This is a genomic window from Microcoleus sp. N9_A1 (genome assembly GCF_036701795.1).
Taxonomy (GTDB): Bacteria; Cyanobacteriota; Cyanobacteriia; order Cyanobacteriales; family Microcoleaceae; genus Microcoleus.
Map to the genome: position 1 here is coordinate 1 of NZ_JAUBRI010000111.1, position 14249 is coordinate 14249.

Here is a 14249-nt window from a genome sequence, read left to right on the forward strand (position 1 = left end):
AGGTTTCATCCTATTTTACCTCTTGCAAGTCTACCCCCTTGACAATTTGCACTTTTTCTTAACTTGTCACAAATGGTCAAGGAGTGATTTTTACTTCTCTTGAGTTAGTGAAAAAACTCATGGCAAAAACGCATACTAAAACCGGGCTTTCTGTCGTAGTAAATGTGATTGAGAAAATTTATGAAACTGGTCGAAAAGTAGCTAATGGATTTAAAGAAACAATGAAAATTATTTTTGATGAATATCTACCTAAATGGAATTATCGTGCAGTGCCGACTATTTAACAAACGCTAAAGTTATTAAATTTTCATTCCTAAGTTATTTAATTCTCATTCCTTACTACTGTCTCGGACGATCGACTTCGATCCGCTCTTGCACTTGCACTGTATGCTGCCCCTTGGGATGTGTTGTAGTAAGGAAGTTTAGTCCTTAGTAACTAAAAGCTTTAAGAAAAGGCAGAAGTCATTATTACAAACTTAATTGCACAATCAAATTCTATTGAATAGCTTGCCTGAATTCCCGCATTGCCTGAAGGTGATTTTCAATATTGATACACCGCGCCAATAATGCAATATCTAAGTCTGGCAGAACTTGAGAGCGATCGACCTCTGCATATCCATCATCCCCGAACGAATACAAACGCAGCCTACCATTTTCCCAAAACCAAACTTCAGGAATTTCGAGGCGTTTGTAAACTTCTAACTTGTTAATACCTCCGCTAGTCACCACCACTTCCACCGCCAAATCGGGAAATTCTCGGTTAGCTCCCAATTTATAGGATTTATCAGCTTCTCGCTTCACCAACCCCGATGGACTTTCCAGCGTCATCGAACCAGTAGGCTGATAATCAATTCCCATTTGAAGCAGATAAAGATCTAGTAGAGAACCAATTCGTTCTTTAATCGTTTCATGTTTTTCTCCCGGCATACGTCTAATCTCCAGTACCCCATCTAAAAACGATAATCTCACCCCTGGGCGTGAGAGCAACTGTTCAACCACTTTAAACTCTCTCCAACTCAGCTCGTCAATTAAGATAGGTTCATCGAGCCGTTCTAACTTTTCTAAAGTTGTAGTCATCCCAACCCCTCCTTACTCAATCTAATCTTCATTATATCTGCGTTCATCAGCGCTCATCTGCCCGCATCTGCGGTTGCAATCCCATCTACTGTCCCAAATTTCCCTTGTACTCGTCCGGTACAAATTCCGTAACCACTTGGCCACCGCCGCCGTCGCCTTTGACAATCACAGTTTGATTTTTCAACTCTCCCGCTGCCCTCGGCCCAGTCAAATTAAACACCGGATTTAGTTGCTTGTAAACCACATTTCCTTCTGCATCAAAAGTTTGGTTAGTTAAATACCACGTTACGCGATCGGTATTTAATTGAGCTTGACGTTTTTCACCAATTCCTACCACATTTCCCGTCAAATAAAAAACTTTTTTCTGTAAATCTCCCCGCCCCGTATCCCCAGTCATCGTCACCTTTTCCACGCGGTGAAAAACCTTCACAGGCCCAGGCGATACCACCGATTGCGCCGGAAAATTCCAACTCATCAAACTGCTTTCTATTTGCAGCGGTGGGTCTGATGGCATTAATTGAGCGTTTTTCGTTAATGTCGCAATCTTGGTTTTTAAGTCTACATCTACCTGGTCAGCAAAACCGCTGTCTGTTACTTTTTTATCTTTATATCTGTCAATTTGAGTCGGTTGGTCGCTGTTTATCTTTTGTTGCTCGACAAACCACACTAAGTGCTCTGTTCGCAATTGCAAAGCCGGATCTTTAACATTCGCCACCACAGAGCCGAATAACTCCATCCTCTTAGCCCTACTGAAAACCCGCGCTTCCTTCGCTGAAGCCGTCACCTGTTTGTTCTCTCCAGTCAAATTATTGCGGACAACTAAAACATCCTCCTTTGGTCGCCACTCCAACTCGTTTCCCCGCAATACCACGCCATTTTTAAGGTCAGTAGCGACTATGTTACCTTTGAGAAAAACCTGATTTCCTTCCTGAAATACCTGCCCAGTTTCTCCCTGAATGTCATAAATTTCTTTGCCGTCCTGAAACAATTTTCCCACTGGTTTCTGAACGTTAACTGTTTTTTGGTCTTTGCTGTAAACGGCACTTTGTGAGTTAACTTTCCAGAAGATTTCGCCTTTTTCGTTGGCTTGTTCTAGGGTTACTTTGTTTAAGGTTAAAGAGCTGTTTGACTGCTGAGCAGTTTTGAGATCCTCTGCTAATTTGTTATTTTGAGTTTCTTGGGGAGCAGCACAAGCACTAATCCCCAAAATCAATGCTGCTAAAAATAGCAGCACGGATTTTGGGGATTTGAGATGGGAATTTTGGGATTGGAGATTAATCATTGGTAATCGATAATTGGGAATTTGTAATTGAGAATTGGTAATTGGTAATTGGTAATTGGTAGTTGGCTAATTAAAAACACTAAATCAAAAATTAAAAATGTTTTATACTTTATCTAAATTTTTAACTTCTTATTTTTAATGATTCCACCCCTTACCTATTACCTATGCCTATCCCCCATTCCCTATTCCCAATTCCCTATGACTTCTTACCAAATCCCTATCTGTCGTCGTGTTCTTCCATCAAGCTTAGACCCGACAGCGGGCGGTAAGCATAGTTAGGGCGCGATGTTTTTTGGATGTCATCCTTAATCATTTCTAAATCGATGTAGCGATCGGCTACATTGATTAAACTGTCACTGGTCATCGATCGCAAACTCACGACTTCCACCCGCACACCGCGGTAGCTCACAGCATCCACAGCATAGGCCAAATCGCCGTCACCGCTGACCAAAACCGCTGTGTCGTAAGACCCGACTAAAGCCATCATGTCCACAGCAATTTCTACATCCAAATTGGCTTTCTTAGAACCATCTGGTAACTGCACCAAATCCTTAGAAATCACTCGGTAGCCGTTGCGACGCATCCACAGCAAAAACCCCTGCTGTTTCTCGTTAGTGCGATCGACACCAGTGTAGAAAAAAGAGCGTAACAGCCGTGAACCGGCTGTTAAACGGCACAATAGCTTAGTGTAATCAATTTCTATGCCTAACTGTAAAGCCGCGTAAAAAAGGTTAGAGCCGTCAATAAAAATTGCTACTCGACCCCGATTTTCGAGAACCTGTTCCGGTGTAAAAAGGTCGTTGCTTTCTATTCTATTCAACATGATTGTTATGCCTCAATTTTTATGAAAGATTGGTTAAGGAAAAAAGTGCTAATTCATAATCTGTCATAGCACCCCGATCGCTGGCTGCGAACTATGACGGTAATGTTTCCAACAGTTCGAGCCTCTTAAAAACTGGTTGGGGTTCTCCCAGAGTTTGGTTGGCCGGCAAAGCGCCCCAGGCAGCATGAACTGCAAAAGTCGCTGAACTGTTAACGGCAACCCGATCGTTAAAGTCAATTGAAAAACCTAGCTGCTGATAGATAGCGTTGCTGATCTTAGGAATAATCGGCGATAAAAGGTAAGATGCCAGTCTAACAGATTCCAGAACCGAATATAGCACTTGTTGGACACTTTCGAGCTGTCCTTGCTTGTACAAACTCCAAGGTGCTTGTACGTCAATAAACTTGTTCCCGGCTCTCACTAATGCAAGTACAGCTTCGCAAGCCTTGCTAAAAGCCAATTCTTCGTAAAAACCCGCGACGCGATCGCCCAAATCCCGGCTCATAGCCTTGAGAAGGTTGTCGCCGTCAATGTTTTCTCCCAACACATTTGGTACGCAGCCACCGCAATATTTGCGAGCCATGTTTAGGGTACGATTAAGCAAATTTCCCAAATCATTTGCTAGCTCAGCATTCAATATATTGATAAACCGAGTTTCGTTAAAATCGCCATCCTCTCCGAATTCAATTTCTTTGAGAAAATAGTAACGCACTGCATCAGCGCCGTATTTGTTGATCAATTCGACAGGGTTTAAAGTATTACCCTCCGTTTTCCCCATTTTTTTGCCGTCTTTGGTCAAAAACCCGTGTGCGAAAACGCGACCCGGCACCAGTAGATTCGCTGACATCAGCATTGCCGGCCAGTAAACTGCGTGGAAGCGAAGAATATCTTTGCCGATCAAGTGCAAGTCAATCGGCCACCATTTAGATAAAGCATTCTCCAACATCGGGTCGCTGTCCGGATCTAGCAAGGCGGTGACGTATCCCAGCAAAGCGTCAAACCAGACGTAGATGCTGTGACTGGGGTCAACTGGTATTGGCAGACCCCATTCGAGATTCACTCTAGAAATCGAAAAGTCTTGCAGTCCAGAGTTGACGAAACTGAGCACTTCGTTCCGTCGGCTTTCCGGCGCGATGAAGTCGGGACGTTCTGCGTACAAGGCCAGCAGTTGGTCTTGATACCGCGACAGACGGAAAAAGTAATTTTCCTCGTCGCGCCACTCAACTTCCTTGCTGGTGTGGACAGAACACCGATTTCCCGGCAACAATTCCCGTTCATCCTTAAATTCTTCACAGGAGACGCAGTACCAGCCTTGTTGCTGGTTCAAGTAAATGTCGCCGGAGTTCCAGACGCGCTGGAAAAATTCTTTGACAATGTACTCGTGGCGCCGCGAAGTTGTGCGGATGAAGCGATCGTACTGGATGTCGAGTTGCTCCCACAGCGTTTCAAACGCCGGAACTACTAAGTCGCAGTGAGCTTGGGGCGATCGTCCCAAACTCTCGGCTGTCCGCTGAATTTTCTGCCCGTGTTCGTCCGTCCCCGTAACCAGCAAAACAGATTTGCCCCGCAGCCGCTCAAATCGGGCTAGGGCATCCGCAGCCATAGTCGTATAAGCGCTGCCAACGTGAGGTAAATCGTTTACATAATACAGAGGCGTTGTTATCGCAAAGGTATTCTTAGTTGTATCAGTCGATTTCATTGAATGCTAAAAGAAAATTCCCTAAATTTCGTTTCGATCTTAACTCAGCGGTTAAATTTTTTATGGAGTGGCAATCAAGCCAAATTCACTGCAAGTTATTTGCAATTGTCTAACCCGGGCTATTTCCAAAAGAAATATTGCTTTCCTATCCACACTAATCTTTTTTAGTTGTTTTTGACGAACTCTCTAAAATGTCTTAATATTTTGACATTCTGCTGCCTTGGGAATCGACGCTCCCAGGGTAAGCGCCTCATCTATTCATTGGTCGTAGCCGCTATCCCTATAGCGGGTTTAGCAGCCCACCCGGTTGCCAAAAAAAATCGTCAGTTGGGTGGCTAAACCCGCCGTTCGACTAACGCTCCGCGACCACTTTCTGTGAATGCGCGATCGCTCACCATCGCAATCTCTTTCTCCCGATCGCTGGAAAGTCGATCGCCCGCAACTCCTGCCACTTTCCGAGCCACTCAGGGACGCAGAAACCTGGTTGTTTACGAAACTCTCTTGTCAACCGCGAAGCTTTAGTTTCTTGCCCCAAAAAGAGTATAAAAGCCTAGGTTTTTTGTCATAAAACCCGGTTTTTAAAGGTTGCGAGTACGTCCACAGACAATAAAACCCCAAGTTAGTTAAGCTTGGGGCTATCAAATTAGGGTGTATCTAACAAGGGATGATCCGATCGCCCTCGATCGCCATCAGGAAAACTAACTCGATTTCCGCCAATAGCTTCTGACAAATAATCGGCTGCAGCTTCCACAACCGCGATCGCATTTTCATAAACCATCCGCGTCGGCCCCAAAACCCCAACACTACCCACCGGCACCGATCCCCGGCGGTAAATCGAAGAAATCAGAGTACAGCCGCGAATTGGTTCCAAGGAATTTTCCGAGCCAATACGCACCGTTACCCGCTTCCCTGGCCTCTCCAACTCAGGCGATTCAAAAATCAAAGGCCAAAGCAGTTCCTGCTCTTGTTCGAGCAATTGCACCAGGGTTTGAACTTGCTGCAACTGCGAAAACTCAGGCAAGCGCAGCGCTTCTGCCAAACCGCCGATCAGAATTCGCGTGTAGGTGGGATTGCTTTGGCGGCGGCTTAAAGCAGCCAGCATGGTTTCCATCCATTCAGCGTACAGTTCAAAGTCCCGGTCTAACTCGCTCCAGTCTACAGTCGAGAGTTCCGAAAGCGATCGCCCCCGCAGCTTGCTGTTCAAAAAATTCGACAAAATCTGCAATTGGCGATCGACAATTTCCTCATCTGGCCAGCTACCATCTGCGTGCTTGGGTAACTGCACCAGCACCGAATGAGTTTCGTAAACATCAGTCACCACGATCAACATCACCTTTCCCGCCTCTAGCTGCACCAGTTGCAAGTGGCGCAAGCAAGCCGTATGGGTTTGCGGTATGGTGATCATTGCTATGTAACCGCTGATAGTTGCCAGGATTTGAGCAGCGCCACGGAGTGCCGCGTCCATGCGACCATCCGACCAGTTGAGCTGGTCTAGTACCTGTTCCACCTTGCGGGCGAGGGTATCAGAGGGCTGAATCAACTGGTCTACATAAATTCTGTAGCCGGAGTCAGAGGGGATTCGTCCGGCCGAAGTGTGGGGCTGATATAGCAGCCCAGCTTTTTCGAGAGTCCCCATAGCATTGCGAATTGTAGCTGGGCTGACGCTGAGGTTGAATTCGTCAACCAAAGCTTTTGAGCCAACGGGTTCCGCTGTAGCTATGTAGTGGCGAACCGTTGCCCAAAGGATGTGTTGTTGCCGATCGGTGAGGTTAACGCGCACAGATATTTAAGCAGAATTAGTATTGAGACAATTTGCCACTATCGAGTCAGAAGCTCTGTCCTTAAGGGCGATCGGGCAGAGTTATCTATTTAACATAACAGATTTAGGCGAAGGAAGCTCGGCAACTGATTGTGTACGGGATTTAACCGATTGTGTAAGCGATTTTACGGATCGATGTTAAGGGAATGAACAGGGAAAAATGTTTTAACTTTTAACTTGTAACTTTCTATTTGGGAAGCTTCGCTTCAGAGAACCGGAGATCTGCCTAATGCCCCATTCCTCGGTTTCGCTTTACCCAATGCCCTTTAAGTGTGTTCTTGCAGAATATTTTGCAGGTAACTAGCCACTGCATCCGGCTGTTCCACCATTGCCAAATGGCCACAATCGGGAAGCTGAAAGACATTCTCGCCGCCACCTTGGAACATCCAGTGAAAGCTAGCCAAATGCAGCACGTATTTGGGTTCCATAATTTTGTCTTTAGTGCCGGCAATAAAATAAACAGGCTGCTTGAGTCGGGATACTATTTGCGGCAAGAGGTGAATCTCCGCTTCTGTGGTGGAGTCCAACAAAGCCCCCAAAGCTGCCTCTGGATCAGCTCCCACAAAATCTATTAAGCGCTGCCGTCCCCAAGAGCGGCCGATCGAGCGGGCTACAGAATCGCGGGCAAACAGGTAATCTGCTAACGGCAAGCGAGGCAGCCAGCCGGGACGCATTTTCACTAGCTGCTTGCCGACGGCTCGAAACCGCTCGAATTCTTCCTTAAGATAGATGCCGCCGCCTGCATTGATGCAGACGACACCTTTAATGCGATCGGACAATTGGCTGGCTCCCCAAAGGGCGATCGTACCTCCCAGAGAGTGTCCCACCAGCCAAGCAGAAGATATATCGAGTTTTTCGAGTAAAAGTTCCAAATCGCGAGCGTAAGCTGCGGGAGTGTAGCAGGAGTTAAGCGTTTGGGAACGCCCGCGATGACCGCTGCCGTCGTCGGCTTGAGAATCGCCAAAGCCCCGCAAATCGTATGTCAGGCACTGATAGTTTGATGCCAAGCGATCGGTCAACGGTTGCCAGTAGCGGCGGCTTAACAGCCAGCCGTGGACAAATACCAGAACCGGGGAAGTTGCAGTCGGAGCCGTCAAATCGTAAGCGTGCCGAACCCCTAGGATGTCGATGGTTGCCATAATTTTATCCTATCCCGAAATCAACACAGAGGTATCAGTAGTTCGATCGGGCGATCGGCTTGGTTTAACTTTCTCCACACTAAGGTTTTGACCAAAAACCAGGTGTTCACGCCTAGTCAGTGGTATCCCTAAAATCGCTCGCCTAGCAATCTTTGTCGCACCCCCTCAGCGATTTTCTGCCCCAGATACTCAGGAATTAAACTTTCATTGGGTCCCAACAAGTAGAGAATCAGCCGAGTTCGCCCCCGCCAAACCAACAAATTAGCATTTACTACCAACAAATCCTCTTGCCATATGGCATACATAACTTTGTAAAAAAGTCCAGGTTGATTATCTGCTTCAATCAGCAAAGCTGGCAAGTGGAAAACCGGATCGACGTAGAATTCAGTTGCCACATCTTCCAAACCCGCGTCTAAATTAAATTCCACCGCCAACATCTCTTCAACCTCAAAATGTCCCGCCAATGCCTCTCGAACGGCTCTACAGACATTTTCTGCTGTTTTATCTGCCAGTACCTTGCCACCGCGAGATACTACCAATTTGATAAATACCAGCATGGGCGGGTAAATTTGACCGTACAGACTCAGACTGTGAATTGTCAGTCCGTAGGCCGCGAGCACTCCAAAAATATCGCTCAGTAGAAAAGACTGGTTCCGGTAAGCAAAATGCAGGGCACTTTTGTTACCTTCGGCTCGGATTTCGATGACTGCTTGCCGAGTTTTGTAAAGTTGGTAAGCTAATTTGAGGTTTTGCAGTTGGATTTCGCTGCTGACAAATTGCTCATAAAACTGCGGAAACGCTCGGTTAAAGCGCTTGAGAAGTTCTAGTGTAGATGGTTTTAAACCCGAAGCCATAATTGAGGAGAAGGTGCGGGAAATATAATAGGTATTGACTCTTCCATGCCTTATGGCAATGGGATTTTTGATTCGACGATTCGACTTAAATTGTGCCCGTCTCCTCACTAAAAGCAAAAGTCAAATCTGTCTGAGAACTTATCACGAGAATGTCACCGTTGCGCCATTCCAGTGGTATTTCCCACCAAGGGTATAAGTTCCGGCGCGATCGGCGGCACTCAAAAGAAGGATTTCCCAAAATGCCTCTGTCCTGGTTCGGCAACAAATTTTACCTTAAAAGCGGGTTGTCCGGGCACTGGCTAGCAGAACAGTTCTACCAAACTTGACAGAATCAAAAAAGCGCAGACTCAATGTTGGACGACAAATCGCTGTTTTCGGCGTAAGATGAGTGTACCGTAAACTGTTCCTCAAGAGGCTACCGGCAATTGATCCTACGCCATCGGAGTGGGTTTATCTGTCTGGTTCTCTTTCTCGTCGTCCAACTTTTACTACCTTAACCGCGCCTGCATGGGTTTTTGGAAAAACTTATTTAGTAGTTCTGAGTCTGCCTCTGTACCCCAAACAGCGGATTTTGAGGAAGATGTGGCTGTTGGGTTAGGCGATCCGCTTTCCCCAACGTTTCGCAAACCCGCCAGCGGCAACGCTCGCATCTTTTTCAGTTGCGATCGGGACATTGACCTCTACGAACTCGAAGAACTCTGTAATGCAGTGGGTTGGTCCCGCCGTCCCCTGCGTAAAGTCAAAAAAGCTATTCAGCACAGCTTCTTAGTCGTCTCTATGTGGGAGATGCGGGGCAGCCAGCGACGGCTGGTGGGTTTCGCCAGGGCGACTTCAGACCATGCTTTTAATGCCACGCTTTGGGATGTGGTAGTGCATCCTGACTACCAGGGCAAAGGCATGGGCAAGGCGCTGATGAAATACATCATTAAAAAACTCCGCAGTGAAGATATCAGCAACATTACCTTATTTGCTGACCCTCAAGTGGTGGATTTTTACCGCAATTTGGGCTTTATGTCCGATCCAGAGGGGATTAAAGGTATGTTTTGGTATCCAGATTAGCGAGCGAGGTGCAGGTCGGCGTTGATTTGTTGAGGATATACAATACAATATTGACGCTGACAACACTGAATGCACCTGTGCGCTGTGGTCAGTTAGGCTTTGATGTATCTCGGCATCAGCGCCGTTATGAAGCTGTGCAAGTATTGTCAGTCGATTTGAGATTTGACACTTCGGTGAGACATTCGGCGAGTGATTCAGACGATCGGCGCTCAGTCGAGGGGTCAAGTCCCCGTCAGTCGAGTTGCCCTGAGTCGAAGGAACTATTTGAGATTTGAGATTTATTCCACAGATGAATCTGGGAGCTTGAACTAGGGCGTTGCCCTGAGCTTGTCGAAGGGTCTAAAATTGTGAGCAGATCACGATAGGAGTCAGGGGCTGGTATCGGTTTTTGGGTGGGGTCAAACCCCACAACCTGAAAAAAACTTCGCCTTAGCTGCATCGAGAGCTAAATATTTAAAAAAGCTTGACAAGCAAGCAATTTTGTGTGTTAATGGTTAGAGGTTAGCTAACTATAACACCGGGATGTAGCGCAGCTTGGTAGCGCGCCTGCTTTGGGAGCAGGATGTCGCAGGTTCAAATCCTGTCATCCCGATCGCACAATGTTAAATAATAGATTGAAGCAGAACTGTCTCTGATGTTTACATTTCGTCAAATGAAAACAAATGGAGGCAGTTTTTGCCGATAGTGTGAAAGCGCGAGTCTTTGCGTTAATGTGTTTCAGGATCGCTCCTGATGGAAAAAACATGAAATCATTAGTTCGTTTGGGCGCAATATTGGGAATTGTCGGCAGCACTCTGCTGGGCCCCTCCCCAATTGGCAAGATGTCTGCACTGGCACTGCCGGAGCCACAAATTTTGGAAAAATTGCGATCGGTGCCGGTATTTACGGTTACAGACGCTCAGGGTGCGCCCCTGATCGCTTCTGTTCCCAAGCAGGGTCAGGGTCAAACTGGTAATGCTTCCGTGGCGGGAATTTTCATCAGCCAGAAAGATGCTCAAGCTTTTGTAGATCAACTGAAAACCAGAAATCCTCAGTTGGCGGCCTCGGTGCGCGTGATGCCAGTATCCCTGGGCGAAATTTATCAGCTCACTCAAGCAAATAAAGGCAAGCCGGAGGAAGTGCAATTTGCTTTCGTTCCGGCTCCGCAGCAGGTGCAGTCGGCTAAAACTGTACTTCAGCAGACTGGTCAACAAGTTAACGAGTTCAACGGTGTACCTCTGTTTTTGGCCAGAGGCGGTGCGGAAAATGGTTATTTGACGATTCAGCGGGGCCAGCAAGAGGTGATTCCTTTGTTTTTTAACAAGGAGGATTTACAGGGCATGGTCGATCGTTTTAAGCAGCAGCAGCCGAACGTGACCGCCACAATTAAGATTGAGGTGGTGAACTTGGAGAGCGTTTTGGAAGCTTTGCGTACTGAGAACGACCCGTTTTTGACCCAAATGATTTTGATTCCGTCGCGGGAGTCGCTGGAATTTGTGCGATCGCTCCAACCTGCGGGTGCTGGCCAAAATCCACAGGTGGCTCCGGCTCCAGCTCGATCGGCTCCAGCTCCGAGTCAACCTCAACCGGCTCGCTAATAGTTAGTCAGCAGTCATTAGTCATCAGTCATTAGTTAGTAGGTTGGGTTTCTTGACTCAACCTACTATTTATCAATTCTAATTATCAATTAGAATTACCAATTGCCAATTAGTAATTAGAAATTACCTGTTACTAAAAAGTCCTATGTTTATTTCTGGTTTAGAGCTTTGGCAGTGGGTGAATCAAGCTAAGGCGGAGGCGATCGCCTCTGACATTCCCCTAGCAGAAATCGACTGGCTGCTGAAAGAGCTGGCTGGTTTGGATAGGTTGGCTCTGCGTTTGGAGTCGTTTAAAGATTTGCCAAAAATTGAATTAAAGTTGTCTTTATCGGAACTTGCTCAATTGTGGCAGTGGCGCTTGCAGGAACGAGTGCCGGTGCAGTATTTAACTGGAGTTGCATATTGGCGACATTTTTCGCTCAAAGTAACGCCGGCGGTGCTAATTCCCCGTCCTGAAACGGAATTGCTGATCGATTTGGCTGTGGAAGCTGTTAAAAGCTCTGGTGTCAATCCCAAATCGCATTGGGTGGATTTGGGAACGGGCAGCGGGGCGATCGCGATCGGCTTGGCTTCTGAGTTGACAAATGCTACAGTTTATGCGGTAGATTGCAGTTGGGAAGCTTTGGCAGTGGCTCAACAAAATGCTGAGAATTTGGGCTTTGAATCGCGAATTAATTTTTATCAAGGTTCGTGGTGGGAACCGCTAGAATTTCTCAAAGGTCGCGTTAGCGGCATGGTGTCTAACCCGCCTTACATCCCCAGCAGCACAGTTCTGACTCTACAACCGGAAGTTTTGAAGCACGAACCTCATCTGGCCTTAGACGGTGGTTTTGACGGGTTAGATTGCATCCGGCATTTGGTAGAAACGGCTCCCGATTATTTAGAATCCGGGGGAGTTTGGTTGGTGGAGATGATGGCGGGACAAGAAACGGCGGTAGCTGATATGCTGCAAAGTCACGGGAGTTACGGTGAAGTTCAGATATTTTCTGATTTAGCAGGAATCGATCGGTTTGCCTTAGCGTATCGACGTTAGGTTTCAAGAATATGTCGTACTTCAAAAATCTAAAATCTAAAATGGTATTGTAAAACTTGATTAAGTTAATAAGCATTTATAAGCAATCATGGTAATATGTAGTCAGGAGGTCGCAAATGAAACTACCTGACTACGCCAAAGCGATAGGCATAAGTTACACAACTGCATGGCGGTGGTGGAAAGCAAACAAGCTGCCACATCCGGCACGACAAACAGAAAGCGGTTCGATCATAGTTGATTATTTGCCACCAGTATCATCGGCCCAAATCAAGAAAAACAGAGTTGCTATTTATAGCCGAGTCTCGTCTTCCGAAAACAAAGACAATCTCAATCGTCAATCAAAACGACTCACGGAATATGCAGTCGCTAACGGTTATCAAATTGTGAGAAATGTCAAAGAAATTGGCAGTGGATTAAACGATAGCAGAAAGCAGTTAGAAGCACTGTTACAGCAAAATGACTACGACATTTTACTGGTTGAACATAAAGATAGATTAGCTCGCTTTGGTACAAATTACCTAAGCGTATTGCTTTTTCGGTTGGGAATTAAATTAGAAATAGTCAATCTAGCGGAGAATGGAAAAGATGAGCTAATGCAAGATTTAGTGGCAATAGTTACAAGTTTTGCTGCTCGACTTTACGGACAGCGCCGTGCGAGTCGAAAAACCGAAAAAATAATCGCCGAACTGAAAGATGGAGGTTCTGAATGCAACTAACAGAACGACATATCATCAAATCCACGGAACATCGTTTCGCCCAAATTGACGAACTAGCTTTCTTGTCCAAAAACCTCTACAATGCCGCCAATTACGTCATTCGTCAGAGCTTTATTTATGGATGGGGTTATGTTAGTTACAGTGAAATGAACCGCTTGATGAAGTCTCATGAAGCGTACAAGGCAATGCAAGCTAAAGTTAGTCAGCAAATCTTAATGGTTTTAGACAAGAATTGGCAATCGTTTTTTGAAGCCGTCAAAGCTTACAAAACTGATTTTTCTAAATTCACTGGTCGCCCCAAACTACCGAAGTACAAAGATAAAGTTAAAGGACGAAACATCCTTGTGTACACGATTCAAGCAATTAGTAGCAAACAGTTAAAGAAAGGAATTATCAAACTTTCTGGCACTGAACTTTCAATTAAAACCAAGGTAAATCCCAACCAGATTTGTCAAGTTAGATTGGTTCCCAAATGCGATTCGTATGTAATTGAGGTAATTTATGATGAACCGGAGTCCACCGCCAGCAATGCCAACTCTATAGCTAGTATTGATTTAGGACTGGGCAATTTAGCAGCGCTAACTTCAAATCAACCGGGATTTATCCCTTTGTTGATTAACGGGCGACCATTAAAATCGATTAACCAGTTCTACAATAAACGCAAATCCCGATTACAATCCCAGTTAAAAGGAAATCGTCAAACCTCACCCAGAATTCAGGGATTAACTCGCTGTCGCAATCAGAAAGTTGATAATTACTTGCATCATGCTAGTCGTGTGATTGTTGACCATTTGGTAGTAAACCAAATTGGAACGCTGGTCATCGGCAAAAATGCACAGTGGAAAACTGAGATCAATTTAGGCAAACAAACTAACCAAAATTTTGTCAGCATTCCTCATTCTCGATTAATTGAGATGCTAGAATACAAAGCTCGGCTGGTAGGAATCACGGTAATTGTACAGGAGGAATCCTACACATCCCGTTCCAGTTTTTTAGGTTTAGACCCAATTCCTGTTTATGGAAAAACCGAAAAAGAGCCTGTGTTTACTGGAAAACGGATCTCACGAGGATTGTACAAAACATCGACTGGTCGGTTAATCAATGCGGATGTTAACGGATCTTACAAGTGCGATTCGTTCAGTCGAAACCGAGAAATCGGGGGATGACTGGC

General features: G+C 45.8%; 13 protein-coding genes, 1 tRNA gene and 1 pseudogene. 7 read left to right on the top strand and 8 right to left on the bottom strand.

The annotated features are described in order from the left end of the window. Positions 1-83: 83 nt before the first annotated feature. Positions 84-284 carry an ISAzo13-like element transposase-related protein gene (locus QUA58_RS29225; RefSeq protein WP_333397610.1) on the top strand — a complete coding sequence of 67 codons (201 nt, stop codon included), beginning with the start codon at positions 84-86 and terminating at the stop codon, positions 282-284. 211 nt (positions 285-495) lie between these two features. On the opposite strand, the gene QUA58_RS29230 is transcribed toward QUA58_RS29225, so the two are convergent. The 8 genes from QUA58_RS29230 to QUA58_RS29265 form a co-directional block, all read right to left on the bottom strand. Next, positions 496-1077: a Uma2 family endonuclease gene (locus tag QUA58_RS29230; RefSeq protein ID WP_333397612.1), complete on the bottom strand. Its 582-nt coding sequence runs from the start codon at positions 1075-1077 to the stop codon at positions 496-498. Positions 1078-1162: 85 nt separating this feature from the next. Next, positions 1163-2359, bottom strand: coding sequence for an LPS export ABC transporter periplasmic protein LptC (lptC, locus tag QUA58_RS29235; protein ID WP_333255752.1), 1197 nt, complete (start codon positions 2357-2359; stop codon positions 1163-1165). Positions 2360-2576: 217 nt separating this feature from the next. Continuing rightward, positions 2577-3182, bottom strand: a complete 606-nt coding sequence (locus tag QUA58_RS29240) for a LabA-like NYN domain-containing protein (RefSeq protein ID WP_006631885.1) — start codon at positions 3180-3182, stop codon at positions 2577-2579. A 91-nt stretch (positions 3183-3273) separates the two neighbouring features. Beyond that, entirely contained in the window at positions 3274-4881 is a 1608-nt protein-coding gene (metG, locus tag QUA58_RS29245; RefSeq protein WP_333397613.1) for a methionine--tRNA ligase, read from the bottom strand. Between the two features lie 335 nt (positions 4882-5216). Then, the gene (locus QUA58_RS29250; RefSeq protein ID WP_333255756.1) at positions 5217-5345 is read right to left on the bottom strand and encodes a hypothetical protein; all 129 of its coding nucleotides are present in this window, start codon (positions 5343-5345) and stop codon (positions 5217-5219) included. Positions 5346-5524: 179 nt separating this feature from the next. Continuing rightward, positions 5525-6667, bottom strand: a complete 1143-nt coding sequence (gene hrcA, locus QUA58_RS29255; RefSeq protein WP_445301914.1) for a heat-inducible transcriptional repressor HrcA — start codon at positions 6665-6667, stop codon at positions 5525-5527. Positions 6668-6966: 299 nt separating this feature from the next. Continuing rightward, a complete protein-coding gene (locus QUA58_RS29260; RefSeq protein ID WP_333397618.1) occupies positions 6967-7839 on the bottom strand; it encodes an alpha/beta hydrolase in 873 nt (290 codons plus the stop codon). Between the two features lie 128 nt (positions 7840-7967). Further along, positions 7968-8693 (bottom strand): hypothetical protein, encoded by a 726-nt coding sequence (locus QUA58_RS29265; RefSeq protein ID WP_006631881.1) that lies wholly within the window; start codon positions 8691-8693, stop codon positions 7968-7970. 507 nt (positions 8694-9200) lie between these two features. Here QUA58_RS29265 and QUA58_RS29270 point away from each other — a divergent pair. The 6 genes and pseudogenes from QUA58_RS29270 to QUA58_RS29295 all read left to right on the top strand — a co-directional run. Continuing rightward, positions 9201-9752 (top strand): GNAT family N-acetyltransferase, encoded by a 552-nt coding sequence (locus QUA58_RS29270; RefSeq protein WP_172187348.1) that lies wholly within the window; start codon positions 9201-9203, stop codon positions 9750-9752. A gap of 518 nt (positions 9753-10270) precedes the next feature. Further along, positions 10271-10344: transfer RNA gene (locus QUA58_RS29275), tRNA-Pro, on the top strand. A gap of 151 nt (positions 10345-10495) precedes the next feature. After that, positions 10496-11329, top strand: coding sequence for a Tic22 family protein (locus QUA58_RS29280; protein WP_333255768.1), 834 nt, complete (start codon positions 10496-10498; stop codon positions 11327-11329). A 145-nt stretch (positions 11330-11474) separates the two neighbouring features. Then, positions 11475-12362, top strand: a complete 888-nt coding sequence (gene prmC / locus QUA58_RS29285) for a peptide chain release factor N(5)-glutamine methyltransferase (protein WP_333397620.1) — start codon at positions 11475-11477, stop codon at positions 12360-12362. A 116-nt stretch (positions 12363-12478) separates the two neighbouring features. After that, positions 12479-13078: an IS607 family transposase gene (locus QUA58_RS29290; RefSeq protein WP_333397623.1), complete on the top strand. Its 600-nt coding sequence runs from the start codon at positions 12479-12481 to the stop codon at positions 13076-13078. Then, a pseudogene (locus QUA58_RS29295) lies at positions 13069-14202 on the top strand (RNA-guided endonuclease InsQ/TnpB family protein); the annotation flags it as partial. The gene QUA58_RS29290 and the pseudogene QUA58_RS29295, both read left to right, overlap by 10 nt. Between the last annotated feature and the right edge of the window lie 47 nt (positions 14203-14249).